The organism is Aeromonas sp. QDB56, assembly GCF_027705505.1.
Lineage (GTDB): Bacteria > Pseudomonadota > Gammaproteobacteria > Enterobacterales > Aeromonadaceae > Aeromonas > Aeromonas caviae.
The window spans coordinates 1-26,246 of sequence record NZ_JAPDBZ010000048.1 but is presented as its reverse complement, the minus strand read 5'-3'; the positions used below and the strand labels follow the sequence as shown (position 1 = coordinate 26,246).

Below are 26,246 nucleotides of genomic sequence, written 5' to 3'. Positions count from 1 at the left end.
TGCGATTAAATCAGATCACAAACGAAGCCTTTTTTCTATCTATTTCAATTGGTTGTAGCTAAAGATCCTGTACATGATGGTCCGCATGTGACCGATGGCGAGGTTTGATAGTGATCGGTTATTTGCAGCTATTACGTGATCGGGTGCGCAGAGCCCTGGGTATTCTCTTGTTTGACAAGAAGATGCCACTCGGCATCCAGGGGGATATCAAGCATATTTTGGTGGTTCGCTGGGATGCCAAGCTGGGGGATTCCTTTATCTCCTCCTTTTTCTTCCGGGAGCTAAAAAAACTGCCGGGCAACAAGAAAGTGACGGTTATCACGACCCCAGCCCTGGCCAGCCTGTATCGGGATTGTTTCGGGGTTGATGAGGTCATCGAGATCAACAAGCGACCCGGCTACGGTGCTATTGGCAAGATGGTGTCAGCCATTCCCCATGTCGATCTGGTGATACATCTCACCGAGGGGATGAAGATGAAGGATCTATATCTCCTGCACAAACTCTCGTCGACCAATGTTGCCTCCCTCGACGACAGTATCGGACGTGTCAATGTGAAGTTGTCCGAGGCGACGGCGGGCATGCTGTTCCAGGATAAATATCGCTATCTGCTGTCACTGCTGGGTGCGAAAGAAGTAGATCAGAAGTACATGATCCCAGTGGCAGAGAAGGGGAATGTGACCTCGGCCTGTGATGACCTCATCCTCATCAACCCCTTCGGCAGCACTCAGTACAAGTCGTTCTCGCACGCCAAGATGGTTGAGTTGTTGAAGACCTTGGCAACCGAGTTCGCTGCCTATCGCTTCGGAGTGCTCTCTTCACCCGCAACTTATGCTGCGGCGGAGGCCATGCTCAGAGCTAGCGCGGCTAGCAATGTTATGCTGCTGGATGGCGTAAAAACCATAGATGATGCTATTTATTGTGTTCAGCAGTGCATGGCTGTGCTGTCGGTGGACACCGCCATAGTGCATATCGCCGTCGGATTGGAGAAGCCGCTGGTGGCTATCTATCCGCGCCATGGTGAGACGTTCAACCAGTGGTTGCCGACCAGCACGCCGCGGGTCCGGATCCTGTTTAGCGACTCCCCTGGCCTGAATGCCGACATGAACAATGTCGATGACCGGGCCGTCTGCGAGGCGCTAGCTAGTCTGCTGTCCGTGACTGAGCAAGCAGAGCCGCTAGCCGCTGAATAACCAGCTCAGGTGTAATTGAGCGGAACAGGGCTTCATCGAAGAAGTCCTTCTCCTGGGTCGGCAACTGATAATCCGCCCCCTTGGCGTCGAAGATATCGATGGCCTGATACCGGGGGTGGTTCACCGGGTTGGCGATGATCTTGTCGCCGCCTGGGGCCACTATGGTCAGCAGCGGCAGATCGATGGCCTGCGCCATGTGCCGTGGGCCAGTGTCGTTGCCGACAAACAGCTGGCAATGGGCGAAGAGCCCCACCAGCTCCCGTACCGAGCGGGTCTGAACATGGTCAAACACGCGGGCCTGCAGCGCTGCTGGCAGTAACGGCTTCAGCCCCCGGTTGTACTCCTCTTCCCCCGGTCCGCAATAGACCAGGATCTGGGCATTGTGCTCCTCGATGAGCCACTGGGCGACCTTGGCGAAGCAGTCGATGGGCCAGCGCTTGTAATGCCCGAGTGAGTTGACTCCCATGGCGATGAGTGGCCGGGTCGGGTCGACGCCAGCGGCCAGCAGGGTCTCGCGCCCCCGTTGTCTCTCCCCGTCGCTGAGCCAGAGATAGTAGTTGCGATCCTCCCTGGCGAGGCCGAGGGGCTTGAGCAGTGAAAATCGGTCGTCCACCAGGGTGCTGTTGCCCTGATGCTCGGTGTCATGGCGAAAGCGCACGATGCGGTTGTGGCCCAGGCGCCATGGGAAGGAGTCGAAGCCGATCCGCAGGCGGGCGCCGGAGAAGAGGCAGGTGAGCAGGCCTATCATCTGGCCCTGGCTGTTGATCACCACATCGTAGCGCTCGCGGCGAATGCCCAGCAGCAAATCCTTCATGTAGCGCCACTCGTTGCGGCGCGCCTTCTCGATGACGATCAATCGATCGATGTTGGGGTTTCCCTCTGCCATGCCCGCGCAGTAATCCATGACCAGATAGTGAACTTCCCCGGCAGGGTCGTGCTGCTTGAGGTTGTTGCACAGTGCGGTGGAGATCAGCACATCTCCTATCTGTTTGGTTTGTACTACCAGGTATTTCATGGAAAGGGCCTCGAGCGAGGTCGGGTTGAACGTCAGCGCATCAGCATATCGCACTCCCCTGTCAGATGCTGCCGCTATGGGGTGAAAATCCGATCCAACGCACTGTGTTTGCACATATTTTCGACGTTGTTCGGGCTGGTGGGGCCCGGCTGGCAGTGCGGGAAGATGAGCGGGGGCATGGCACCGCTGGCCATGCCCCCGATGGGCAAGAGTGATCAGCGTACGATGAGGCCGAGCAGGATCCCCACCACGCCGAAGTCGGCATCGCTGAAGGTGGTGTTGGCAAAGCCGAGATCCCCCAGCACCGGCAGCAGGAACACCGGCAGGAAGGTGATCAGCAGGCCGTTGGCGAAGGCACCGAGTAGAGCGCCGCGACGACCGCCGGTGGCATTGCCGAACACCCCAGCCGCCGCACCGACAAAGAAGTGCGGCACGACGCCTGGAATGATGACGGTGAGCCCCAGCAGGTAGAGCAGCACCATGCCCACCAGACCGGCGGTGAAGCTCGACAGGAAGCCGATCAGCACCGCATTGGGGGCGTAGGGGAAGACGATGGGGCAGTCCAGCGCCGGCTTGGCGTTGGGCACCAGCTTGTCGGAGATCCCCTTGAAGGCCGGCACGATTTCGGCGATGACCATGCGCACCCCCTGCAGGATGACGTAGACGCCGGCGGCGAAGGTGATGGACTGCATCAGGGAGAACATGAACCAGTGCTTGCCCTTGGCGACGCTGGCGACGAACTCGGGCCCGGCGAAGGCGGAGGTGATGAGGAAGATGATGCCCATGGTGAAGGAGATGGCCACCGGGGTATCGCGCAGGAACAGCAGGCTTTTGGGCACCTGCACCTCTTCGCTGCTGTGGGCCTTGTTGCCGAACTTGGCGCCGATCCAGCCGGCCAGCACGTAGGAGCAGGTGGAGAAGTGGCCGAGTGCCACATCGTCCGAGCCGGTGATCTGCTTCATGTAGGGGTGGGCGAGGGCCGGGAACAGCACCATGGTCACGCCGACCACCAGGCTGCCCACCGCGATGAGCGGGATGCCGCTCATGCCGCCGGCGGAGAGGATGGCTGCCACCATCATCGACATGAACAGGGTGTGGTGACCGGTCAGGAAGATGAATTTCCACGGGGTGAGCCGGGCGATCAGGATGTTCACCAGCATGGCGAAGAACATGATCATCGCCATCTCCTTGCCGAATGACTGCTGGGCGATGGAGACGATCGCCTCGTTGTTGGGGACGACCCCCTTGATGCCGAAGGCGTGCTGGAAGATGGTGGCGAAGTCGCCCAGCGAGTTCACCACCAGGGTGGCGCCAGCCCCCAGGATGACGAAGCCCATGATGGTCTTGACCGTGCCCTTGATGCACTCGGTCACCGGTTTCTTCTGGGCGATCAGGCCGATGAGGGCGATGAGGCCAACCAGCACGGCCGGCTCCGACAGCACGTCAAACATCAGAAAATTGAAAAATTCCATGGTCAGCTCCAAGCAGATGGAAGCGGCGGCTCACCAGCCGCCCAGACAGTCACAAAGGGGTTAGAGTGCGCCCAGCTCGCGCAGGGCGATGGCGAGTTTTTCTTTCATGGCGGCCTTGTCGACCATGTTGTCCAGCGATACCAGCCGACCATTGACACCCATGCTGACCAGCTGTTCGGCGATGTCGCGGGTGGCGACAAAGATCTCGGCGCTCTCACTGCCGGCGGAGGCGAGATCCCGGTGATCCACCTCGGCCGTCACGGCCAGCTCCTTGAGAATGCTCTTGATGCTCATCTCCATCATGAGGCTGGTGCCCAGGCCGTGTCCGCATACAACCAGAATTTTCATGCTCTCTTCCTCTGTCAGGTGCGCCGTGGCGCAGATCAGTAGCGCGCCAGGATGCGCAGGATGTCGTCTTTGCTGGTGGCCGCCATGATGGCCGCCACGTCTTCTTCATTCATGAACAGCTCGGCCAGCTGGGCGATGGTCTCCACGTGGGAGTTGCTGTCGCTGGCGGCCAGGGTGACCAGCAGCCGCACCGGGTCGTTGCCCTCGGAGCCGAAGTTGACCCCCTCTTTCAGTACGGTCAGCGCCAGTCCCAACCGGTTGACGCCGTCTTCCGGGCGGGCGTGGGGCATGGCCAGGCCCGGACCCAGCACGTAGTAGGGGCCGAGCTCCTCGTGGGAGCGATAGAGCGCCGCCACATAGGAGGGCTCTATGGTGCCGTTGGCAAGCAGGGGGGCGGTGGCCAGCTCGATGGCGTGGCGCCAGTCGCGGGCGCCCGCTTCGATGGAAATGACCTCCTCGGTCAGCAATTGGGTCAGCATGGCAGTGTCCGGGCTGGATAGGATGGCGCCAATCTAGCGATCTTGCCCCTTGATAACTGTGAGCTTGATCCCGAAAGTTAGCGCTACCAGATAGCGCTAACATTGAACTGTGATAGCGCTATCATTTCTCTCACAGGAGGGATTCATCCTGCCCCTTATCGGCCTCAAAGAAGGTAAAATCCGGTTTGAGCAAATAGTCAGTGCCCCGCTTTTGCCTTAAAGTGAATGCCCGTATGCCGAGGAAGGGAAAGGATGTCAGAAGCGAAAAAACGCCGCAGCACGGGTCGGGTGACCCTCAACGACGTGGCCCAGTTGGCTGGCGTGGGAGCCATGACGGTGTCGCGCGCCCTGCGCACCCCCGAGCTGGTGTCCGACAAGATGCGCGAGCGCATCGAGGCGGCGGTGGATGAACTCGGCTATATCCCCAATCGGGCGGCGGGGGCGCTGGCTTCCGCCACTTCCCAGACCATAGTGGTCATCGTCCCCAGCCTGGCGGAGCGCGCCTGCGGTGACATGATTGCCGGGCTGCAGCAGACCCTGCTCGCCGAGGGCTATCAGATCATGCTGGGGGATGCCCAGCACCTGAAGCAGCAGGAGGCCAGCCTGCTCAGCAATTTCCTGCAGCACAATCCGGCCGCCGTGGTGTTGTTTGGGGGGGATCCCGGGGAGGTCATCCGGCAGCGCCTGCAGGCGGCTCGCTTGCCGGTGGTGGAGGTGGGAGCCATGGCGCGCCATCCCATCGACATGAACGTCGGGGTCTCCAACTTCGATGCCGGTTATCAGCTGACCCGCCACCTCATCGAGCGCGGTCATCGCAACATCGGCTTTCTCTGTGCCCGCCAGGAGCAGTGGATGCTGCAGCAGCGCATGCAGGGCTGGCAGAAGGCGCTGCTGGACAACTACCTCTCTCCGGACGCCATCATCAATACCTCTGAGCTGCCGAGTTTCAGCACGGGGGCGGCCATGCTGGGGGAGTTTCTGCTGCGCTGGCCCGAACTGGATGCGCTGATCTGCGTCAACGACGAGCTGGCGGCCGGGGTGCTGTTCGAATGCCAGCGCCGCCATCTGAACGTGCCGGGCAAGCTCGCCATCGCCGGTTTCGACGATCTGGATGTGGCGCGCGCCTGTCATCCTGCGCTGACTTCGGTCAGGATCCCCTATCACCAGATGGGCAGGGAGGCGGCGGAGCTGATCCTGCGCCAGCTGGCGGGCGAGGAGGTGACCGGCATGAGCCTCGCCCTGGATTTTCAATTGCAAAAGCGCCAGAGCACCTGACGAGCGATACCACGACAGGGCGAGGCAAGCATGTTCAAGGCGTTGTGACCGAAGACCAAGTCGGTGCACCGTCGCCCTGCGCGGGAACTGCCAGCCGACGTGTTCGCCCGGTCTGTCACCGGGTTGACGCAGAGCGTGGATGCCACTGTAGCCATGACTCCAGGTGGCTGGCTGCACCCAGGTAAAGCTCTGATCGGAACCACTGGCGAGCCCCATTATTCTGGATAGACTTTGTAGGCCGGTGCACTATCCAAGGAGAATGAGCATGGGTACGCAGACGCCTGATTTCGATCTCGATGATGACTGGGAGCCGGAATCCTGGGAAGACGAGCTGGAGGAGCTGGATGACGAGAGCTGGCAGGACTATGACCCTCTCGACGATCAGTGACTCCCTGTAACGCCTGAGGGCGGGCTTGGTGCCCGCCCGATTTTTTGTGTGGCGAGGGGGGCAGCCCTTGGAGAGAACGGGGCGGGCTGGTTAGAATGAACTGCTCAAATGACGCTGTACGAGGCAGGCAGCGGCTCAACAACGATTCCAACGACGCCAAGGATGAATATGCGCTCACTCGTCATCATGTTTTGTGCCGCCCTGCTCGGGGGCTGTGTTTCCAACTCCGACGACCCTTGCGAGAAGGTGTGGAGCGACGTGGGAGAGGCGGACGGCAAGCTCGGTTTTGCTGGCGATCGGGTGGCATTTCACCAGACCCAGTGCGGGGAAAAAGTGGACGTTGCCCTTTGGGAGCTGGGTCGCCAGAAGGGGCTGGCCTGGTATTGCCGACCCGAGCATCTCTATCTGGCAGGACGGTCGGGAGAGGAGTATCGCGGCGTCTGTCCCAACGACGTGCAGGCCCGTCGCCTGTTTGAACAGGGTCGCCATGGCTGGACTGATCAATAAATCAGCCTTCCTCTCTCTTCTGAAATATTGCGTGAACCTCTTCGTGAGAAGAGGGACCTACCCTTCTTTATGCTTCAGCCGCAGCGGCTGGCACAGGTAATCCTTGTCATTGGCGCTGCGGGCACACTTGCCACACACGAATTTGGGTTTGCGCACAATCTTGCGCAGCGTCTTGAGATCGGCGGGGATCTCGTGACGGCGCCACTCACACAGCGTCTTGTGACCCATGACGTCCTCGACAGTGAATGCAACGGGTGAGAGGGGCAGGACCCCTCCCGGTGTGGTTACTGGTACAGGTATTTGGTGAAGATGAGCTCGCGGACCGCCTTCTTGCCCGTCTCCTTGACCAGCAGTTCGTTGACCTTGGCCTCACACTCCTTGCGCAGCTCTTCCCGGTTCACCAGGGACTTGATCTGTGCGCCCGTCTTGCTGCCAATCAGCCGGATGATGGCGTCGCGGATCAGGGGGTCGTGCTGCTCCAGCAACTTGAGGTCGGCAGCGTCCGTGGCCATCAGCTCTACCGTCACCCGTACATAGCCGAGGGTTTTGCCGTCGCCAAGGTAGTTGGTGATGATGTCCGGATCCAGAGCGTGATAGGCGAATCCCGGCTGGACGGCGGAGGAGGCGGGATCGGTGGCCTCTTCCTCATTGGCGAAGGCCTGTGTATTCAAGAGGGTACACCCCAGGGACAGCAGCAGAATTCTGAAGATCTTCATCTGGATGGCTCGGCAGCGACGGATGCCCCATTTTTGATGCTGCCATCGGGGCCGTCAAGCACGGATGTTCTTACAATTCGCCATTGATTTACGGATAATAAACCGGTTTTTAACCTGACAACGGAAATCTCCGGATGGTGAAGCTGTGAAGTCCGAGTTGACTGTTCCCCTCGTCCAGCTCGTCCCGTGGCGGGGGCCTGCAGAGTGCGAACCGCCCGAGGCGCTGCGTCCCTGGTTGCTGGAGGCCGATTCCATGACCCGGCGCCTGCGTCGTTACAATCATCACCTCTCGGTGCAACTGCTCGGCAATCGCGCCGTGTCGCTGACGGTGGACGAGCAGGCGCTGGTGGCGGTGTCGGCCCCCGTGGGCATGTGCCGCGAGGTGATCCTGCACGGTGATGGCGGGCCTGCCATCCTGGGTTGGACCCTGTTTGCCGAAGCGGCCTTGCAGGGGGGCGGTTTGCAGGATCTGGGAGAGCAGCCGCTGGGAGAGCGCATTTTCGGTGATGCACCGGCGCGGCGGGATCACCTGCAACTGGCCTGTTTCGAGATAGCGAGCAATCCCTGGTGTCCGGCCGCTACCGTCTGGGGGCGTCGTTCCCGCCTGTTTCTGGGGCAATGGCCACTGCTGGTCCATGAACTTTTCCTGCCCTCGCTATCGTCTCATTCGTTGCCATCGGATAAGGAGCTGGAGTGAAGCTGTTAACCAAGGAGCGGGGACTGGCCTATGCGCAGTTGGCCCGCATCGACAAGCCCATCGGTACCCTGCTGCTGCTGTGGCCGACCCTGTGGGCGCTCTGTCTGGCGGCTGGTGGCCTGCCTGACCCCTGGATCCTGACCGTGTTCGTGGTGGGCGTCTTCCTGATGCGCTCCGCCGGCTGTGTCATCAATGACTATGCGGATCGCAACTTCGACGGTCATGTGAAACGCACCGCCGGGCGACCGCTGCCCATGGGGCGGGTCGCCGAGCGGGAAGTGCTGGTGCTGTTTGCCGTGCTGGCGCTTCTCTCGTTCGCCCTGGTGCTGACGTTGAACCCGCTCACCATCAGCCTGTCCTTTGCCGGTCTGCTGTTGGCGGTCTGCTACCCCTTCATGAAGCGCTTCATCCCCATCCCCCAGCTGGTGCTCGGCATGGCCTTCTCCTGGTCCATTCCCATGGCCTACGCGGCCCAGGCCAATGCCCTGCCGCCGGAAGCCTGGCTGTTGTTTCTTGCGAACCTGCTGTGGACCATCGCCTATGACACCGAGTACGCCATGGTGGACAGGGATGACGACCTCAAGCTCGGCCTGAAATCGAGCGCCATCCTGTTCGGCCGTCACGACAAGCGGATCATCGGCGTGCTGCAACTGGCGACCCTGCTGATCCTGCTGGGGGTCGGGCAGCTGATGGGGTTGGGGTCAGGTTATTACTGGGGACTGCTGGGGGCGGCGGCGCTGTTCGTCTACCAGCAGCGACTGATCCGGGAGCGGCAGCGGGAAGCCTGCTTCCAGGCCTTCCTCAACAACAACTACGTGGGGGCGCTGGTGCTGCTCGGGGTGATGGTTCACTACCTCTAACCCGCCCCCCTTCCTGGATGAAAAAAGGCCGCATGATGCGGCCTTTTTGTTGGGTGTCGACGCCTCAGAGCCGGTTGCCCGCCTGGATGGTGCGGCGGATCTTGTTGCTGAGCAGCGGCACTATGTTGTCGGCCAATGCCTGGAAGCGGCCGAGATCCGGTTTGCAGCCCGGATCCAGATAGCCTTCGCTGCGCAGGGTGTGGATCAGGGTGCTGAACAGCTTCTGGTCGAAGAACTCGGGGGCGTTGATGCCGTGCAGGGTGCCGAGGCGTTCCGCCATCATCAGGCCGTCCGCTTCCAGCTGCTCCGCCTCGATGTGGGGCTGGGCCAGCATGCGGGTCAGCACGATGGCGTAGCGCTGCAGGGTCTCCTGGATGCTTTCGGCCAAGAGCAGCAGGCGCATCTGGTTGCCGGGGTTGACCCAGTAGCCGCCGCAGCGTGCCTCGACCAGTTGCTGGCGCAACAGCTCGGCCAGCAGGGCATCGATCAGTTCAGGCAGCTCCTCCTCTTCATAGCGCAGGAAGAGTTCGGTCTTGAGCAGGGGGTAGATGTCGACACAGCGGGCGACGATCTCGCTGCGGGAGATCCCCTCGCACCGCTCGATCAGGGCCGCCACCAGGGAGGGCATGGCGAACAGGTGCAGTATGTTATTGCGGTAGTAGGTGAGCAGGATCGCCTGATAGCGGTCCAGGCTGATGATCTGGCCCAGCTTGTCCTCGCTCACCTCGAACTTGTTGAGCTCCATCGCCTGCTCCAGCAGGGTCCTGGCGTCCTCGTCCGGCATGGTGCTGTGCGGGCTGTAGGGAACCTGCTTGAGCAGGTCCAGATAGGTGTTGAGCTGGGCCTGGAGTTCGTCCCGGGTCAAGGCGTGGCGCTCGGCGGCCAGCAGGGCCAGGGCACTCAGGGTCAGGCCGTTGACGGCGGCGGCATCGTTGATACGGGTCATCAGCAGCTCGGCCAGCTGATTGACGGTGGAGGCCATCCACTCGGGACGCTCCTCCCGGCCGATGCTCTCCTTCCAGGTGGGCACATGTTCGCCGAGGTAGCTGTTGAGGGTCAGCGGTTCGCCGAAATTGACGAAGCCACGGCCATAGTTGCGCAGCTTGCGCAGGATGCCGAGCACCTGCAGGAAGCTCTCCTTCTCCTTGCGGCTCCCCTTGAGTTCGTTGTGGTAGGTGTTCACCTCCATCACGTGCTCGTAGCCGAGGTAGACGGGGACCAGGGTCACCGGCCTGTCCAGCCCGCGCATCATGGCCTGCAGGGTCATGGCCAGCATGCCGGTCTTGGGGGGCAGCAGGCGACCGGTACGCGAACGCCCGCCCTCGGTGAAGAACTCCACCGAGTAGCCCTTGGCAAACAACAGGTTGAGGTACTCCCGGAATACCGTGCTGTAGAGCGGATTGCCCTTGAAGGTGCGGCGGATGAAGAAGGCGCCGCCGTGGCGGAAGATGGGGCCCGCCGGCCAGAAGTTGAGGTTGATGCCCGCCGCGATGTGGGGCGGCACCATGCCCTGGTGGTAGATGACGTAGGAGAGCAGCAGGTAATCCATGTGGCTGCGATGGCAGGGGACGTAGACGATCTCGTGCCCTTCCTGGGCCAGCTGACGCACCTGCTCTGCTCCGTTGACCGAGAGGCCGCGATAGAGCTTGTTCCACAGCCAGCCAAGGAAGCTTTCGCCGAGGCGGATCAACCGATAGGAAAAATTGGAGGCGATCTCGTCCATGTAGCCGTGGGCACGCTTTTGCGCCTTCTCCAGGCTGATCCCTTCCCGTCTGGCCTCCTCCTCGATGGCCTGCTGGATCACGCTCGAATCCAGCAGTTGCTTGAACAGCAGGTTGCGGTTCGGCAACTTGGGTCCGGTGGCGGCCAGCTGTTGGCGGCTGAAGTGGGTGCGGGCCACCCGCGCCAGCTTGTGGGCGATGGCCTCGTCGGTGCCGTGCTTGTCCGCCATGTAGCGCAGGGAGAGGGGAGGGGAGAAGCGCACCAGGTTCTCGCGCCCTTTCAGGATCACGATCAGCGCCTTCTTCAGGCGGTTTGGCGCCAGGCTGCTGATGATGTTCCAGCCGGAGGCCTCCTCGCCTTCCCGGCCCGGGGCGCGGCCCCAGAACAGGGTGACGGGTACTACCTGGATGTCCAGCGCCGGATCCTGCTTGTGCAGGTCCAGCAGCTGGTGGAACTCCTGCAGGAAGGGGAGCGGCTTGTTGCGCGTGCCAAACAGGGGAGGCGGACGATCCAGACAGACGTAGCGCGGCAGCAGCTGGCCACCCAGCTCCAGCGGCGTGAAGGGACCGGGCAGGCCGAGATCCTCGCAGCACTGTTGCAGGGTCATCAGGTCGGTGATCGAGCTGGTCTTCAGGGCATAGACGATGGGTCTGGCCGGATCCAGCTTGAGCTCCGTGATGGGATTTTCCGGCAGGCTCTTGTGATTGACCAAGCCACTGACCGGCCATTGCAGGATGGCTCTGGAAATGTTCTGCCCAAGGGACATGTGCGTCTGCTCTCCAAAAAAATGCGGCGTGAGCATAGCAAATCACCGGCGGCTTGTCGCCGAGAGGTACGATGAGTCGGTACTTCAGAGCGGGGGGAGGGGCAAATGTGCGTCGGGTCGCGACAAATGCCAGTTGCGCCTTGCCTTGGCCCCAGCACTGTATATACTGCCAGTGTGCTGTATAAAAAGACAGGTGCCCATGCTATGAAACCCCTTACCCCTCGCCAGGCTGAAGTACTCGAGCTCATCAAGGCGAACATGAACGAGACCGGCATGCCGCCGACTCGCGCCGAGATTGCCCAGAAGCTTGGCTTCAAGTCGGCCAACGCGGCCGAAGAACATCTGAAGGCCCTGGCCAAAAAAGGGGTCATCGAGATCATGCCGGGTACGTCCCGCGGCATTCGTCTGCTGCTCGAAGAAGAGGACGTGCAGCCTGAAGAAAACGGCCTGCCACTGATCGGCAAGGTGGCGGCCGGGGAACCCATCCTGGCCCAGGAACACATCGAGAGCCACTACCAGGTGGATCCCGCCCTGTTCCACCCGCGGGCAGACTTCCTGCTGCGGGTGCAGGGCATGAGCATGAAGAACATCGGCATCATGGACGGGGACCTGCTGGCGGTACACAAGACCCAGGAGGTACGTAACGGCCAGGTGGTGGTGGCGCGTCTCGATGAAGACGTCACCGTCAAGCGCTTCCAGCGCAAGGGCAGCCAGGTGTGGCTGCTGCCGGAAAACGAAGAGCTCTCCCCCATCGAGGTGGATCTCGCCAGTCAGCACCTCACCATAGAGGGCCTGGCGGTCGGCGTGATCCGCAACGCTGACTGGATGTAAGCATCCGATGCGATGAAGAGGCTTCCTGCGGGAGGCCTCTTCATTTTCATCTGCCGATGGCATCTCCCTCCCCACCTTTTCGCTTCTCCTTCCTGTGCACATAGTCTCGCCGCACGACATGCATTTCGGATATATCCTTTGATAAGGCCCCTGTCATGGTCGGTGATCAGGGAAGGGGGAGTCGCACCGGGCAGCACGCCATGGCAGGGATGCATGATCGCCGGGTCGGTGCGCAGAAGGGAGAGTCGCCTCACACTGGGGACTCGTACAGTCAGTACGCTGCCGTGGTTGGTTCGTCGTTGAGGACAAAGAGACTCGTCAGCGTGACCTGTTGAGCAAGGAGGACAGGTATGGCTTCAAGCTCGCCGTGGGATCCGGTGCCGGCCGCAGCGCCCGCATCTTCCATCACCCGATTCATCAAGGGCAGTCGGATGACATGGTTCTATGCGCTCTGGGTCTATCACAAGGGAGATGGCTGGACCATCTGGCTTGGGTGCCCCAAAGACAAGATTGTCCGCCTGGTTCGTCTGTTTCGCCGTCATCACGACATCGGATTGCCGGATGAGCCCTGGACTGCCCCCGTCATCCCGCTGCGCGTCCCCCTGAGACGTGCCCAGCCGCAGCACAGGCTGCGGCCCTGATCCCTCTTCCTGTACAGACAAGAGCCCCGCCAGAGCGGGGCTCTTGTTTTGGCGCCGATGCGGCTGATCCATGGCACAGACGCTTTCCCGCCGGGATGCAAGACTAGCCAGCGGCGGGGGCGGGCGGGTTACAATGACCCCTACCGGTTTTGCCCCTAGGGCTTCTAACATAAGCAAGGCTTTGTTTTATATGGTTAAACCACGCTTTTACCTGCTGCTGTTGCTGTTCATCGGCGCCATTGCGGCGGCTTATTACTGGAGTCAGCCCGTGGTGCCGGAACAGGCCGATTACTACCCGGCGGGGCGAGACATCAACCCGTTTACCCTCACGGATGCGGATGCACAGCCCTTTACCCCTGCCAACCTGACGGGACACTGGAGCTTTCTGTTCATCGGCTACACCTACTGCCCGGATGTCTGTCCGACCACGCTGGCGGATCTGCGCAGCGTCTATCCGGCGTTGAAGAAGATAGCCCCCACTAGCCAGGTGGTATTCATCTCGGCGGATCCCCAGCGGGATGACAGCGCCCGCCTGAAGAGCTATACCGCCTTCTTCGAGCCCGAGTTCAAGGCGGCGACAGCACCTCACAGTGCCCTCTTTCCTCTGGTCCGCAATCTGGGGCTGGTCTATTCCATCGTGGAAGGGGAGCGCAAGGACTACCTGATCGACCACTCCGCCTCCATCGTGCTGATCAACCCCGAGGGGAAGCTGGTGGCCACCTTCCGACCCAAAGTGGCACCGGGTGAGGTGCCCCACGTGGACATGCAGACCATGGTGGCCGACTTCGCGCGCATCGTGCGGCTGGCTGGCGAGTGAGCCCGGCGCGCACCATGCTGATTCCCGCCTGGCTGAAGGATCCTCGCCGCCACGGAGCCGTCTTCGCCCTGGCCCTGCCCATGGTGTTCTCCAACGTCACCACGCCCTTGCTGGGGCTGGTGGACACCTGGGTGATCGGTCATCTTGGCCAGGCCTGGTTTCTCGGCGGCGTCTCGGTCGGTGCGACCTTCATCAATCTGCTGTTCTGGTTGCTTGGCTTCCTGCGCATGTCCACCACAGGGCTGACCGCCCAGGCTCAGGGTGCAGCCCATGCCGAAGGGCAGCTCGACACCCTGGCGCGGGCCCTGGGCTTGGCGATCGGACTGGGCATGGCGCTGTTGCTCCTGTTGTTGCCGTTCCTGCCTGCCATCATCGCCCTCGGTGGCGGCTCTTCCGAGGTACAGACCTATGCCGGTCAATATGTGTCGGTGCGGGTCTGGAGCGCCCCGGCGGCCTTGTGCAATCTGGTCATCATGGGGTGGTTGCTGGGCATGCAGGATGCACGCAGTCCCATGCTGCTGCTGATCCTGGGCAATCTCGTCAACATGGTGCTGGATGCCTGGTTCGTGCTGGGATTGGGCTGGCAGGTGAAAGGGGTGGCCGCAGCTTCCCTGCTGGCGGATTACAGCACGCTCGGGGTGGGGTTCTGGCTGGTGAGCCGGCATCTGCGCCGACTTGATCCCGGGGTGTGGCACAACGCCTGGCAGCGCTGGCGCCAGTGGCCGGCCCTGCTGCGGCTGCTCGCCCTGAACCGGGATATTTTCATCCGCTCCCTCTGCCTGCAACTCTGCTTCGTGTTCATGACTCTGCAGGGGGCCAGGCTGGGGGATGTGGCGGTGGCCGCCAATGCGGTGCTGCTCAATTTCCTGATGCTGATTTCCTACGGGCTGGATGGATTTGCCTATGCGGTGGAAGCCATGGTAGGACGCGCCATCGGGCGGCGTGATCGGCCGCTGCTGCGAGAGGCCATCGTCCTCAATCTGGGCTGGGCGCTGCTGATCGCACTGGCATTCACCCTCTCGTTTGCCCTGGGGGGCCACTGGCTCATCCGCCACATTACCGACATACCGGCGGTGATCGCCGAGGCGCAACGTCAGCTTCCCTGGCTGGTGGCCATGCCGCTGCTGGCGGTCTGGTGCTTCCTGCTGGACGGGGTCTTTATCGGCGCCACCCGGGCCCGGGAGATGCGCAACAGCATGCTGGTGGCGGTGTTTGCCGGCTTCTTTCCCATCTGGTGGTTCTGCCAGGGATGGGGTGTGGCGGCCCTGTGGGCCGCCATGAGTGCCTTGATGGCCGGTCGTGGCCTGACGCTGGGCTGGCTCTGCTGGCGACTGGAGCGTGATGGACGGCTGCTGGCGGGGCAGGAGACGGCGCAGTCAGTCTGAATCCTGGCCACCTTGCCAATATCGTCAGCGGTCAGAGCGAGCCTGAATAGTCGAACTGTCGCCAGCTCTCGTAGACGAACACCGCGACGGCGTTGGCCAGATTCATGCTGCGGCTCTGGGGCAGCATGGGAATGCGCAGCCGCTGCTCGAATGGCAGGCTCTCGATGATCTCCATGGGCAGGCCTCGGCTCTCGGGCCCGAACAGCAGGGCGTCACCGGGGGCAAACCGGGCCGCCGAGTGGGCGGTGCGTCCCTTGGTGGTGCAGGCAAAGACCCGTTGGGGGGCGACGGCCGCCAGAAACGCCTCATAGTCAGGCCAGCGCTTGACGTCGGCAAACTCGTGATAGTCGAGCCCGGCCCGCTTGACCCGCTTGTCATCCCACTCGAACCCCAGGGGCTCTATCAGGTGCAACCGGTAGCCGGTATTGGCGCAGAGGCGAATGATGTTGCCGGTGTTGGGGGGGATTTCCGGTTGGTAGAGCACGATATCGAGCATGGAAGGATCCTGGGCTGGTGCGAAACGGGCGCCAGCATACCCAGCACCCGTGCCGATGAAAAGGGGGAGGTCAGGGCATGGGCAGACGGATGGTGATGACCAGTCCGGTCGGCTGATTGCTGCTGGCCCGGATGGTCCCCCCATGACGCTGGATCGCCTCGGCGGCGATGGCAAGGCCGAGACCAGTGCCCCCGGTCTTGGCGTTGCGGGCATCGTCCACCCGAAAGAAGGGCAGGAACAACCGGGGCTGCTGCTCCACCGGCACGCCAGGGCCGTCATCCCGTATGGTCATCACCCATTCCCGTCCCTCCCGGTACCAGTCCACCTTGATGAACTCGCGGGCATACTTGAGGGCGTTGCGCAGGGGATTTTCCAGGGCGCGCGCCAGCAGCTCCGGCCACATGGTGAGGGATTCGGCGGGCAGGGAAGGGAGCCTGAGCTGTTTGCCGTTCTGGTTTGCCTCGAACATGGCATCGTCCAGGATGGGCTCCAGCAGCTCCGCCAGGGGCAGCGTCACCGGCGCCTCCACATGTTGCTGCACCCGCGACAGATCCAGCAGATCCCCTATCAGCTTGTCGAGCCGGGCTATCTCCCCTTCGATGCGCGCCAGCTCGGCGCTGTCCCCCTGCTTGCGGCGGATCAGCGCCTGTGCGAGCTGGATGCGGGTCAGGGGGCTGCGCAGCTCGTGGGAGATGTCGGAGAGCAACTGCTTCTGCTTCTGGATCATGTCCTTGAGGGTATCGACCATGCGACTGACATGTTCGGCCAGCTGGCCTATCTCGTCGCGCCGCCCCAGGTTGGGGATCTGTATCTCCAGGTTGCCCTGGGCGAGTTGGGAGACCGACTGCTGCAACTGCAGTATGGGGCGGGTCAGGCGCCAGGCGAGCAACAGACAGAGCGGGGTGCTGACCAGCATGGCGATGCCCAGGATCTGGATGGGGTGATCCAGGATCTGGATGAAGAGGAACAGGTAGGAGTTTTCGACGTTCAGACCGAAATAGACGTGATAGGTCTGGCCGTGATGGACCATCTGGAAGGGGCCGGCGATGGCGCGCTGGTGTTCGCTGCCCAGCATGGGCTTGGCCGGGTTGTCCGAGTCGAGCATGAAACGGATCACGAACTTGCTCAGCCGGGTGCTGGACTGCATCTGCCCCTTGGCATCGCGTAGATAGATGTTGTCCACCGGCAAGAGGCCCGCGGCATCGATGGCCTTGGCCAGATCGAAATCCTGCTCGGGATCCGCGCCCCGTTGCAGCGCCGCCAGGTTGTTGTTGAGACGGGTGATCTCGTGGGCCGGCAGCGGGATGATGTTGCGGGGGTCCAGGGTGGGGAGGATCACCACCGCGGCCACGACCAGCAGCAGGATGAACCAGAACCAGAGGAAGATCTGGGTGGACAGGCCGTTGAAGGTGCGGGCCGATTTCATGCCTGCTCCAGCCACAGGTAGCCTCGTCCCCGCACCGTCTTGAAGCGGGGCTGGCCGTCGGCCCGTTCCGGCAGCTTCTTGCGCAGGTTGCTCAGGTGCATGTCGATGGCCCGATCGAAGGGTTCGAGCTTCTTGCCCAGCACCTGCTCGGAGAGCAGGCCCTTGCTGACGATCTGGCCCGGATTGCGCAGCAGGCACTCCAGCAGGCCGAACTCGGTGGCGGTGAGTTCCAGCAACTGATCGTCGCAGCGAGCCTGTTGCAGGCCGGGCTGCAGCACCAGATCCATGAAGCGAACCTCTTCCGAGCTGCCGCCGCGCTGGGGAGCCTGGCTCTGGGTTCGACGCAGGATGGCGCGCACCCGGGCCAGCAGCTCCCTGTCGTCGAACGGCTTGGCGAGATAGTCGTCGGCACCGGCCTCCAGCCCGTTGACCCGATCCTGGCTGTCGCCACGGGCGGTCAGCATCAACACCGGGGTGTCGTGGGTCTTGCGCAGCCGGGTCAGCATCGCGAAACCGTTGAGTCTGGGCATCATGACGTCCAGCAGCACCAGGTCGAATGCCTGTTCTGCCAGTCGCTGCAATCCCTCTTCCCCATCCTCGGCGACGGTGACCTCAAACCCCTCCAGGGTCAGGATTTCGGTGAGCAGCTGGGTCAGCTCGAGATCGTCGTCGACCAGGAGTATTTTGTTCATCTGGGAGTCACTCTGTTGATTTTGCACGCCAAACTGACGTCCGGGTCAGGGTATAATAAGTTTTTACGCGTCGGAGGAAAGCCGGTTTTGAGCCACCAACACTATTCCCGCTGGGTCACCCTGGCCAGCATGGCCGCTGTGACCACCGCCACCCTGCTCATCCTGGGCAAACTGATCGCCTGGCTGATGACGGATTCATCCAGCCTGCTGGCATCCCTGACCGATTCCTTCATGGACATCAGCGCCTCTCTCATCAATCTGCTGGCCATCCGTTATGCGCTGGCCCCTGCCGACGAAGAGCATCGCTTCGGCCACGGCAAGGCGGAGTCCCTGGCGGGTCTGGTGCAGTCGGCCTTCATCTCGGGGTCCGCCTTGCTGCTGGTGATGCACGGCATCTCGTCGATGCTGAATCAGGTGCCCGTGGTGCGCCTGGAGGCCGGGATCTGGGTCAGCGTCGGCTCCATCGTGCTGACCCTGCTGCTGGTGAGCTTCCAGGGCTTTGTCATCCGCAAGACCAACAGTGTGGCCATCAAGGCCGACATGCTGCACTACCGTTCCGACCTGCTGCTCAATGGCGGCGTGCTGGTGGCACTGGTGCTGGCGGGGCAGGGGTGGTACTGGGCCGACGGCCTGTTTGCCATTCTGATCGGTCTGTTCCTGGTGTGGGGGGGTGTCCATATCGGCTACGAATCGGTGCAGGCCCTGCTCGATCGTCAGTTGCCAGAGGAGGAACAAGCGAGAATAATGGCCCTCTGCTGTGCCGTAGAGGGGGTGCATGGCGTACATGACCTGCGTACCCGCCAATCCGGGCCGACCCGTTTCGTGCAGTTGCATCTGGAACTCGATGATCAACTGCCTCTGGTCAGGGCCCATCAGATAGCCGACGAGGCTGAACTGGCCGTCCGCCAGGCCTTCGAGCGGATGGATGTGATCATTCACATGGACCCCATCTCGGTGCTGACACAAGAACGACAAAGCACTCACCCTGAACAACAGTAGGCTGCAACATGGATGATCTGGTTGCCAGAACCTGGCAAAAAATTCAGCAGGAAGCGCAGAGCATGGCGGCCCAGGAGCCCATGCTGGCCAGCTTCTTTCATTCCACCATTCTCAATCACCGGGATTTGCGCTCGGCGCTGAGCTTCCAGCTCGCCAACAAGCTCGACAGCACCACCATGCCTGCCATCGCCTTGCGGGAAGTGATCGAGCTGGCCCTGCGCAGCGAGCCCGAGCTGCTGGCCGCAGTGGCCGCCGACATCTGCGCGGTGCAGGATCGCGACCCGGCGGTCGACCTCTTCTCCACCCCGCTGCTCTACCTCAAGGGATTCCATGCTCTTCAGGGGTATCGGGTGGCCAACTGGCTGTGGCGTCAGGGACGCCGTGCCTTGGCGCTCTATCTGCAAAACCAGATCTCCGTGGTGTTCGGCGTGGATGTACACCCGGCCGCCCGCATCGGCAAGGGCATCATGTTTGACCATGCCACCGGTATCGTGGTCGGCGAAACCGCCGTCATCGAGAACGACGTCTCCATCCTTCAGAGTGTGACTCTGGGAGGTACCGGCAAGGAGAGTGGCGATCGTCACCCCAAAATCCGGGAAGGGGTGATGATAGGGGCGGGGGCCAAGGTGCTCGGCAACATCGAGGTGGGCGTCGGTGCCAAGATCGGTGCCGGCAGCGTGGTGATCAACCCGGTGCCGCCTCACACCACGGTCGCTGGCGTGCCCGCCAGGATTGTGGGCCGCCCCGAGTGCGACAAACCTTCCCTGGACATGGATCAGTGCCTCTGATCCCCTGACCGAGGCCGTTGTATGGTCAAGCGCTGGTCAGGCTTTCTGATCCTGGGGATGTGGCTGCTCAACCTGCTGCACCTCTATCTGGACTTATCCCCCTGGCCCGCCGCCATCGCGGCCTGGGCCGCCTCCCTGCTCACCTGGCCCTGGCTGGTGGGTGCCGCACGGCGCCAGGCGCTGGCCCTCTACGGCGCGGCGCTCCTGCTGCTGCTCTTTTCCTGGTGGCGGGGGGCCAGCCTCAGCCCAGGTGACTGGCTCTTGCCGAACATCAACATGCTGACCATGTTTGCCGCAGTGAGCACCCTCAATCTGGCTACCTCCGGCCTCTTGAGCGGCACCGCCTCCTGGTCCGGTCGCAAGGGGCTGTGGAGCACCATGGCCAGCCTCAATCTACTGGGGGCCGTCATCAATCTTTCGGTGCTCTTCATCATCGGCGATCGGCTGGAGCGCAACGGGACGCTGGAGCGGCGTCAGGTCATGGTGCTGAGCCGGATCTTCTGTGCGGCTGCATTTTGGTCCCCCTTCTTCGTCGCCATGGCAGTGGCCCTCACCTATGCACCGGGTCTGCAATTGGGCAGCATACTGCCTTTTGGCATACTGGCGGCCTTGCTGGCCATGGGGCTGACGGCCTGGCAGGTAGAGCGGCTCGGCGTGGAGACCTTTGAAGGTTATCCGCTGCGGCTCCAGACCCTGGGGCTACCGGTGACCCTGGCACTGCTGGTGCTGGTGATCCACCGTTTCTGGCCCGGACTCAGCATTCTGGCGGTGATCGCCCTGGTGGCGCCCTTGCTGGCCTTGCTGTTCATGCCGCAAGCGGGGCGAGGGGCTGCTCTCAAGCGCCAGGTGGTGGAGCGCTTCCCGGCGATCGGTGGCCAGCTTGTGCTGTTTCTGGGGGCCGGCCTGCTGGCGGCTGGCATCAACAGCGCGCTGTCAGTACTGGACTTTGGCAGTGGCCACGGCCTGCCGCTGTTCAACCACTTCGGCTGGCTGGAAGCCTGCCTGACCCTGCTGCTGATCTTCCTAGTGGCCATAGTGGGTGTGCATCCTCTCATCAGCATCTCGGGGGTGGCGCCGCTGCTCTGGCCGCTGGCACCGGATCCCAGCCTGCTTGGCATGTGCTTCCTCATGGGGTGGGGGCTGGCGACCGGGACGAGCCCGCTCTCCGGCTCCAATCTGGCGCTGGCGTCCCGCTACAACCTGAGCGCCGGGCTGCTGCTGCGCTGGAACCTGCTCTACGGCCTGTTGATGTACGCCGTGGCCTGTCTGATGATGGGGGGCTTCATCGCCTTGCATGGCTGATGGCGGCATCGGCAGGAGGGCGGGTTGTGCCACGGCGGACGCCCGGGATCGAGGTTCCTGCTGCCTGCGAGAAAAACCGACGCATATTTAAGCAATACCGGGCCGCAGGGCGCATTTTGCAACGTGCTGGCTTGTTTGTGCCGAGCGCATCAGGGTATGCTGGCTCCACGCGCTTGAATCGCCCTCTGTGGGGCATCGCAATTGAACATACAGGTATGCATATGTCACTAGAAGTCCTTGAGCAACTCGAATCCAAAGTACAATCCGCCGTCGACAACATCTCCTTGCTGAAGATGGAGCTGGACGAGCTGAAAGAGCAGAACAGCAAGCTGCAAGACGAAAACCACCAACTGCGCAACGAGCACGTTGCCTGGCAAGAGCGTCTGCGTGCCCTGCTGGGCAAGATGGACCAGATGGGCGATGCCATCTGATCCCGTCTAGATTGACCGGAATGAAAGCGGGCCGCTCCTTGAGCGGCCCGCTTGTTTTGGTCTGCCGGGCAATCAGAGTGCCAGCAGCTGTTTGACGGTCTTCTCGATGCCGTCCGCCGCCTCCACAATATTGTTGGCCAGCATGTAGGCAGGAGTGGAGATGACCTTGCGCTCCTGATCCACCACGAACTCGCTCACCGGGCAGTCGAGATGACTGCCACCCATGGCTTCGATGGCGTTGGCGGCGCCCTCGTCGTTGCCAATGGTGGCCAGGGTGCCTGCCCCATAGATGAGCGGGATCATGGCCGGTGCGATGCAGATGTAGGCGGCCGGTTTGCCGGCTCTGGCAAAGCTCTGGCAGGCCTTCAGCACATCCGGCTGGATGCGGCACTCTGCGCCCTTGATGGCGAAGTCACACAGGTTCTTGGCGGCGCCGAAGCCGCCCGGCACCAGCAGGGCGTCGAAGTCGGCTGCATCCAGTTCAGCTACATCCCTGATCTGGCCGCGGCAGATGCGGGCCGCCTCGACCAGCACGTTGCGGTTCTCTCCCTCGCTGACCTCGCCGGTCAGGTGATTGATGACATGAAGCTGAGGGACATTGGGGGCGAAGCATTGAACGGATGCTCCCTGACGGGCCAGCGCCAGCAGGCTGATGACGGCCTCGTGGATTTCGGCGCCGTCAAACACGCCACAACCACTCAAGATCACGGCCACTTTTTTCATGACAGACTCCTCGTTGTTGAAAATGTGAGCCAGGGTAGATTGTTGTACTTTTGTATGGTTATCGTTCGACCTCCGCTGGTCAAGTCATCTCCCTGTGCTAGGATTGTTTCGTTTTGGATCCTGCCTCAGTACCCCCCTTGAATTTTTTTCCACATTGATCGAGATCATGATGAGTGTGTCATGTTGAGTTTTCATGTTCTCAACGCAATGTTTTAAAAGATATTTTTGTTTTAATCCACAGCTTTGTCACGGCTGTGATGCAATGGTGCCATTTTTGAGCACAGAGTTATCCACAGCAATATGCCCCACCGGTGCGCCGGGGTGATGGTGGGAGTCCCCTTGGTGTGGTGCGGGCCCTGTGGCATCCTAGCGGCTGTTTATTCTTGGCAGGACGATTTTCATGGCCTCTAGCAATCCTCTTATTCTGGTCGACGGCTCTTCATATCTTTACCGCGCCTTCTTTGCCTCACAGCAGGCCGATCTGCGCACCTCGACCGGCTTGCCGAGCGGCGCCGTCCGTGTCATGGCCAACATGATGCGCAGCCTTCGCAAGCAGTACCCTGACTGCCACGTGGCCGTGGTGTTCGACGCCAAGGGCAAGACCTTCCGTGACGACATCTATCCCGAATACAAGGCAACACGCGCCAGCATGCCGGACGATCTGCGCAGCCAGGTCGCCCCTATTCACCAGATGATCAAGGCAATGGGTTTCCCCTTCCTGATGGTCGAAGGGGTGGAGGCTGACGACGTGATCGGCACCCTGGCCCGTCAGGCGACCGAGAAACAGTTGCCTGTGCTCATCAGCACCGGCGACAAGGACATGGCGCAGCTGGTCTCCGACCATGTCACCCTGATCGACACCATGAAGGATGTGAAGACCGATCGGGAAGGGGTGATCGAGAAGTTCGGCGTACCGCCCGAGCTCATCATCGATTACCTGGCGCTGATGGGGGACAAGGTGGACAACATTCCCGGCATGACAGGTGTCGGCGAGAAGACCGCACTGGCCCTGCTGCAGGGGATTGGCAGCATCGACGAGATCGCCGCCAACCTCGACAAGGTGGCGGCGCTCGGCTTCCGTGGCTCCAAGGCGTTCGCCGACAAGTTCCGCGAGCAGGAAGAGCAGGTGCGCCTTTCCTATGTGCTGGCCACCATCAAGACCGACGTGGCGCTGGAACAGAGCCTGGAAGAGTTGCAGCTTGGCCCCATCGACAAAGAGGCTCTGCTGGCGGTCTATCGCGAGTATGAGCTGCGCAACCTGATCAAAGAGCTGGAGTCCGGTGGCGCTGAGGAGAGCGAAGCCGAAAGTGATGAGGAAGGCGCCGCCCCGGCAGCCGCCATCGAAACCGACTATCGCTGCATCCTGGATGAGGCCGAATTCGACGAGTGGCTGGCACGGTTGCAGGCGGCGCCGCTGTTTGCCTTCGACACCGAGACCACCAGTCTCGACTATATGGAAGCGCGCGTCGTTGGCGTCTCCTTTGCCATCGAGCCGGGCAAGGCGGCCTACGTGCCCTTCGGCCATGATTATCTGGGAGCGCCTGTCCAGCTGAGCGAAGCGCTGGTGCTGGGCAAGCTCAAGCCGCTGCTGGAAGATCCGGCCCGTCTCAAGGTGGGGCAGAACCTCAAGTACGATCGCAATGTACTGCTCAACCACGGCATCGAGCTGCAGGGTATCGCCTACGACACCATGCTCGAATCCTATGTGCTCAACTCCACCGCCAGCCGCCACGACATGGATTCCCTGGCCCGCAGGTATCTGAACGCCGAAACCATCTCGTTCGAAGAGATCGCCGGCAAGGGGGTCAAGCAGCTCACCTTCAACCAGATTGAACTGGAGCAGGCGGCCCCTTACGCGGCGGAAGATGCCGACATTACCCTGCGTCTGCATCAGACGCTGTGGGGCAAGCTCTCTGCCGAACCGGGTCTCGCCAAGGTGTTCAGCGAGATCGAACTGCCCCTGCTGCCGGTGCTGGCGCGGATGGAGCGACTCGGTACCACCATCGAGCCCAAGCTGCTGCATCAGCAGAGTCAGGAGATCGAAGTGCGTCTGGCAGAGCTGGAGAAGCAGGCCCACGAGCTGGCCGGGCAGGAGTTCAATCTCTCCTCGCCCAAGCAGCTGGGTGAAATCCTCTTCACCAAGCTGGGGCTGCCGATCATCAAAAAGACCCCCAAGGGAGCGCCATCCACTGCGGAAGAGGTGCTGGCCGAGCTGGCGGAGACCTATGAGCTGCCGCAACTGCTGATGGAGCACCGTGGGCTGGCCAAGCTCAAGTCCACCTACACCGACAAGCTGCCGCTGATGATCAAGCCGCAGACCGGGCGGGTGCACACCTCCTATCATCAGGCGGTGGCGGCGACCGGTCGGCTCTCGTCCACCGATCCCAACCTGCAGAACATTCCGGTACGCAACGAACAGGGGCGCCGCATTCGGCAGGCCTTCATTCCGTGCGCCGGTTACAAGCTGGTGGCGGCGGACTACTCCCAGATCGAGCTGCGCATCATGGCCCACCTCTCCGGTGACAAGGGGTTGCTGACCGCCTTCGCCGAGGGCAAGGACATCCACAAGGCGACCGCCGCCGAGGTGTTCGGGGTCGCGCTTGATGCGGTGACCAGCGACATGCGCCGCAGTGCCAAGGCGATCAACTTTGGTCTCATCTATGGCATGAGTGCCTTCGGTCTGGCCAAGCAGCTGGGGATCGGTCGCGCCGAAGCGCAGAAGTACATGGATCTCTACTTCGAGCGCTACCCGGGTGTGCTGGAGTACATGGAGCGTACCCGGCAGCAGGCGGACGCCCAGGGCTATGTGGAGACTCTGTTTGGCCGTCGCCTCTATCTGCCGGATATCAAGTCTCGCAACGCGGGCCTGCGCAAGGCGGCCGAACGGGCCGCCATCAACGCCCCCATGCAGGGTACGGCTGCCGACATCATCAAGCGGACCATGATCAACGTGGATGGCTGGATCCGGGGCATTGAAGACCAGTCGATCCGCATGTTGATGCAGGTGCACGATGAACTGGTGTTCGAGATCCGCGAAGAGAAGCTGGAAGAGTACATCGCCCTCATCAAGGAGAAGATGTCGGGTGCGGCCGAACTGGATGTGCCGCTGGTCGTGGAAGCGGGTACTGGTGACAACTGGGATCAGGCCCACTGATCCTGACCACAGTGATTGGCTAGCTATATAAGCAGAGAAGCCCGGCATCATGCCGCAATGCTGTTCACTTAAGAGAATTTGAGTTCCAGTCCACGTAGTATCAGGGCTAAAAAATGAGGGAGGCATGATGCCTCCCTCTTTCTATTGCAAGCCACGCTGGATAAAGGCTGAAGGAACATCGACTGGAAACAGCCTTGCTCCCCCAACTCAAGTCGCATTTATGAATAATTAGTCAAAAATGTGCTTATCTGAACAGCATTGCGGCATCATGCCGGGCTTCCTGTTTGTGGCTGCAGGGTCAGGCCTCTTGCAGGTATTCATCCTTGAGCAGCACATAATTGTCGGCCGAGGTCTTCAGGAAGGCGATCTCGGCCGGCTTGAGAGGGCGGGCCTGCTTGACGGGATTGCCCATATAAAGAAAGCCGGCCTCGAGCCGCTTGCCTGGCGGCACCAGGCTGCCCGCCCCGATCATCACATCGTCTTCAACGATCACCCCATCCAGCAGGATGGCACCCATGCCGACCAGTACCCGGTCGCCTATGGTGCAACCGTGCAGCATCGCCTTGTGTCCGACCGTGACATCCTCGCCGATAAGCAGCGGATAGCCGCCAGGATTGCCAGCACTCTTGCGGGTCAGGTGCAGCACTGTACCGTCCTGGATATTGCTGCGGGCACCGATGCGGATATGGTTGACGTCCCCTCTGGCGGCCACCATGGGCCAGATGCTGGCATCGTCACCCAGCTGGATATCCCCCACCAGGGTGGCACAGGGATCCACATATACCCGTTTGCCCAGTTGCGGGCATTTTCCCTTGTAAGGTCTCAGTCGCAAGTCCATCTTGGCCTCCTTGTTTTCGGCCATTCTAGCAAGATGACACCGGTTTCTGTGGATAAGTTTGTATAAAAGCTGTGTTTGGATATGAATAACTAAAAAAGTGCCGATTTTTGCAATTTTATTGCAGAGGAGGGGTTGCCAGAACGAATTCGCTCCCTATAATGCGCCTCCATCGACAGGGCAAGCGGCAACGCAGAAAGCCTAAGTAGATAGTCTCGAAAAGCCTTTGAAAATAAGGCTTGACTCGAGAAGGCGGTTGAGTAGAATGCCACTCCCGCAGCAGCCAAAAGC

At 61.5% G+C, this 26,246-nt stretch carries 28 protein-coding genes; 15 read left to right on the top strand and 13 right to left on the bottom strand.

What is annotated here, in order from left to right; genetic code table 11:
- Positions 1 to 110: 110 nt before the first annotated feature.
- Positions 111 to 1,190: a glycosyltransferase family 9 protein gene (locus tag OKB81_RS09890; RefSeq protein ID WP_103858485.1), complete on the top strand. Its 1,080-nt coding sequence runs from the start codon at positions 111 to 113 to the stop codon at positions 1,188 to 1,190.
- On the opposite strand, the gene OKB81_RS09885 is transcribed toward OKB81_RS09890, so the two are convergent.
- From OKB81_RS09885 to OKB81_RS09870, 4 genes are all read right to left on the bottom strand, one after another.
- Positions 1,141 to 2,205: a glycosyltransferase family 9 protein gene (locus OKB81_RS09885; protein WP_270805225.1), complete on the bottom strand. Its 1,065-nt coding sequence runs from the start codon at positions 2,203 to 2,205 to the stop codon at positions 1,141 to 1,143. The genes OKB81_RS09890 and OKB81_RS09885 overlap by 50 nt on opposite strands.
- 215 nt (positions 2,206 to 2,420) lie before the next feature.
- Positions 2,421 to 3,677, bottom strand: a complete 1,257-nt coding sequence (locus OKB81_RS09880) for a PTS ascorbate transporter subunit IIC (RefSeq protein WP_042067287.1) — start codon at positions 3,675 to 3,677, stop codon at positions 2,421 to 2,423.
- Positions 3,678 to 3,737: 60 nt separating this feature from the next.
- Positions 3,738 to 4,025 carry a PTS sugar transporter subunit IIB gene (locus OKB81_RS09875; protein WP_042879175.1) on the bottom strand — a complete coding sequence of 96 codons (288 nt, stop codon included), beginning with the start codon at positions 4,023 to 4,025 and terminating at the stop codon, positions 3,738 to 3,740.
- 35 nt (positions 4,026 to 4,060) lie between these two features.
- Positions 4,061 to 4,504 carry a PTS sugar transporter subunit IIA gene (locus tag OKB81_RS09870; protein ID WP_005307534.1) on the bottom strand — a complete coding sequence of 148 codons (444 nt, stop codon included), beginning with the start codon at positions 4,502 to 4,504 and terminating at the stop codon, positions 4,061 to 4,063.
- Between the two features lie 252 nt (positions 4,505 to 4,756).
- On the opposite strand from OKB81_RS09870, the gene OKB81_RS09865 reads away from it, so the two are divergent.
- The 3 genes from OKB81_RS09865 (at position 4,757) to OKB81_RS09855 (ending at position 6,674) form a co-directional block, all read left to right on the top strand.
- The gene (locus tag OKB81_RS09865; RefSeq protein ID WP_270805224.1) at positions 4,757 to 5,779 is read left to right on the top strand and encodes a LacI family DNA-binding transcriptional regulator; all 1,023 of its coding nucleotides are present in this window, start codon (positions 4,757 to 4,759) and stop codon (positions 5,777 to 5,779) included.
- 265 nt (positions 5,780 to 6,044) lie between these two features.
- Entirely contained in the window at positions 6,045 to 6,167 is a 123-nt protein-coding gene (locus OKB81_RS09860; protein ID WP_010672437.1) for a hypothetical protein, read from the top strand.
- 162 nt (positions 6,168 to 6,329) lie between these two features.
- Positions 6,330 to 6,674, top strand: a complete 345-nt coding sequence (locus OKB81_RS09855) for a DUF2799 domain-containing protein (protein ID WP_080560357.1) — start codon at positions 6,330 to 6,332, stop codon at positions 6,672 to 6,674.
- A gap of 57 nt (positions 6,675 to 6,731) precedes the next feature.
- Here OKB81_RS09855 and OKB81_RS09850 read toward each other — a convergent pair whose 3' ends face one another.
- Positions 6,732 to 6,902, bottom strand: a complete 171-nt coding sequence (locus OKB81_RS09850) for a hypothetical protein (RefSeq protein WP_010672439.1) — start codon at positions 6,900 to 6,902, stop codon at positions 6,732 to 6,734.
- A 56-nt stretch (positions 6,903 to 6,958) separates the two neighbouring features.
- Positions 6,959 to 7,390: a flagellar basal body-associated FliL family protein gene (locus OKB81_RS09845; RefSeq protein WP_010672440.1), complete on the bottom strand. Its 432-nt coding sequence runs from the start codon at positions 7,388 to 7,390 to the stop codon at positions 6,959 to 6,961.
- Between the two features lie 145 nt (positions 7,391 to 7,535).
- Here OKB81_RS09845 and OKB81_RS09840 point away from each other — a divergent pair, with 145 nt between their 5' ends.
- Positions 7,536 to 8,087 carry a chorismate--pyruvate lyase family protein gene (locus OKB81_RS09840; protein WP_244813016.1) on the top strand — a complete coding sequence of 184 codons (552 nt, stop codon included), beginning with the start codon at positions 7,536 to 7,538 and terminating at the stop codon, positions 8,085 to 8,087.
- Entirely contained in the window at positions 8,084 to 8,947 is an 864-nt protein-coding gene (gene ubiA, locus OKB81_RS09835; RefSeq protein WP_270805223.1) for a 4-hydroxybenzoate octaprenyltransferase, read from the top strand. Before OKB81_RS09840 ends, ubiA begins: the two co-directional genes overlap by 4 nt.
- Before the next feature lie 64 nt (positions 8,948 to 9,011).
- Here the strand turns inward: ubiA and plsB are convergent, their stop codons facing one another.
- Positions 9,012 to 11,435: a glycerol-3-phosphate 1-O-acyltransferase PlsB gene (gene plsB, locus OKB81_RS09830; RefSeq protein ID WP_201922608.1), complete on the bottom strand. Its 2,424-nt coding sequence runs from the start codon at positions 11,433 to 11,435 to the stop codon at positions 9,012 to 9,014.
- Positions 11,436 to 11,639: 204 nt separating this feature from the next.
- On the opposite strand from plsB, the gene lexA reads away from it, so the two are divergent.
- From lexA to OKB81_RS09810, 4 genes are all read left to right on the top strand, one after another.
- A complete protein-coding gene (lexA, locus tag OKB81_RS09825) occupies positions 11,640 to 12,266 on the top strand; it encodes a transcriptional repressor LexA (RefSeq protein WP_010672444.1) in 627 nt (208 codons plus the stop codon).
- A 350-nt stretch (positions 12,267 to 12,616) separates the two neighbouring features.
- Positions 12,617 to 12,907, top strand: coding sequence for a hypothetical protein (locus tag OKB81_RS09820; RefSeq protein ID WP_010672445.1), 291 nt, complete (start codon positions 12,617 to 12,619; stop codon positions 12,905 to 12,907).
- A 190-nt stretch (positions 12,908 to 13,097) separates the two neighbouring features.
- Complete coding sequence (locus tag OKB81_RS09815; RefSeq protein WP_216986710.1) at positions 13,098 to 13,724, top strand: SCO family protein; 627 nt, start codon at positions 13,098 to 13,100, stop codon at positions 13,722 to 13,724.
- 14 nt (positions 13,725 to 13,738) lie between these two features.
- Positions 13,739 to 15,109: an MATE family efflux transporter gene (locus tag OKB81_RS09810; RefSeq protein WP_270805222.1), complete on the top strand. Its 1,371-nt coding sequence runs from the start codon at positions 13,739 to 13,741 to the stop codon at positions 15,107 to 15,109.
- A 31-nt stretch (positions 15,110 to 15,140) separates the two neighbouring features.
- Here the strand turns inward: OKB81_RS09810 and trmL are convergent, their stop codons facing one another.
- The 3 genes from trmL to OKB81_RS09795 all read right to left on the bottom strand — a co-directional run bounded on the left by trmL (position 15,141) and on the right by OKB81_RS09795 (position 17,723).
- A complete protein-coding gene (gene trmL, locus OKB81_RS09805) occupies positions 15,141 to 15,605 on the bottom strand; it encodes a tRNA (uridine(34)/cytosine(34)/5-carboxymethylaminomethyluridine(34)-2'-O)-methyltransferase TrmL (protein WP_039041146.1) in 465 nt (154 codons plus the stop codon).
- A gap of 70 nt (positions 15,606 to 15,675) precedes the next feature.
- Positions 15,676 to 17,031: an ATP-binding protein gene (locus tag OKB81_RS09800; RefSeq protein WP_039041147.1), complete on the bottom strand. Its 1,356-nt coding sequence runs from the start codon at positions 17,029 to 17,031 to the stop codon at positions 15,676 to 15,678.
- Positions 17,028 to 17,723, bottom strand: a complete 696-nt coding sequence (locus OKB81_RS09795) for a response regulator (protein ID WP_010672450.1) — start codon at positions 17,721 to 17,723, stop codon at positions 17,028 to 17,030. The genes OKB81_RS09800 and OKB81_RS09795 overlap by 4 nt, the downstream gene beginning before the upstream one ends.
- A gap of 87 nt (positions 17,724 to 17,810) precedes the next feature.
- On the opposite strand from OKB81_RS09795, the gene fieF reads away from it, so the two are divergent.
- The 4 genes from fieF to OKB81_RS09775 all read left to right on the top strand — a co-directional run bounded on the left by fieF (position 17,811) and on the right by OKB81_RS09775 (position 21,243).
- Positions 17,811 to 18,722, top strand: coding sequence for a cation efflux pump FieF (gene fieF, locus OKB81_RS09790; protein WP_160838549.1), 912 nt, complete (start codon positions 17,811 to 17,813; stop codon positions 18,720 to 18,722).
- An 8-nt stretch (positions 18,723 to 18,730) separates the two neighbouring features.
- Positions 18,731 to 19,510, top strand: coding sequence for a serine O-acetyltransferase (gene cysE / locus OKB81_RS09785; protein WP_010672452.1), 780 nt, complete (start codon positions 18,731 to 18,733; stop codon positions 19,508 to 19,510).
- 21 nt (positions 19,511 to 19,531) lie between these two features.
- On the top strand, positions 19,532 to 20,812 hold the full coding sequence (locus OKB81_RS09780) for a hypothetical protein (protein ID WP_160838547.1): 1,281 nt from the start codon (positions 19,532 to 19,534) through the stop codon (positions 20,810 to 20,812).
- Positions 20,813 to 21,033: 221 nt separating this feature from the next.
- A complete protein-coding gene (locus tag OKB81_RS09775; RefSeq protein WP_010672454.1) occupies positions 21,034 to 21,243 on the top strand; it encodes a cell division protein ZapB in 210 nt (69 codons plus the stop codon).
- A 72-nt stretch (positions 21,244 to 21,315) separates the two neighbouring features.
- Here OKB81_RS09775 and elbB read toward each other — a convergent pair whose 3' ends face one another.
- Entirely contained in the window at positions 21,316 to 21,966 is a 651-nt protein-coding gene (gene elbB / locus OKB81_RS09770) for an isoprenoid biosynthesis glyoxalase ElbB (RefSeq protein ID WP_160838545.1), read from the bottom strand.
- A gap of 400 nt (positions 21,967 to 22,366) precedes the next feature.
- On the opposite strand from elbB, the gene polA reads away from it, so the two are divergent.
- Entirely contained in the window at positions 22,367 to 25,120 is a 2,754-nt protein-coding gene (gene polA / locus OKB81_RS09765; RefSeq protein ID WP_270805221.1) for a DNA polymerase I, read from the top strand.
- A 298-nt stretch (positions 25,121 to 25,418) separates the two neighbouring features.
- On the opposite strand, the gene OKB81_RS09760 is transcribed toward polA, so the two are convergent.
- Together OKB81_RS09760 and OKB81_RS09755 are read right to left on the bottom strand one after the other, a co-directional pair.
- The gene (locus OKB81_RS09760) at positions 25,419 to 25,958 is read right to left on the bottom strand and encodes a gamma carbonic anhydrase family protein (protein ID WP_041212350.1); all 540 of its coding nucleotides are present in this window, start codon (positions 25,956 to 25,958) and stop codon (positions 25,419 to 25,421) included.
- 89 nt (positions 25,959 to 26,047) lie between these two features.
- Positions 26,048 to 26,246: hypothetical protein (locus OKB81_RS09755; protein ID WP_270670302.1), on the bottom strand; the 199-nt coding region annotated here is incomplete at its 5' end.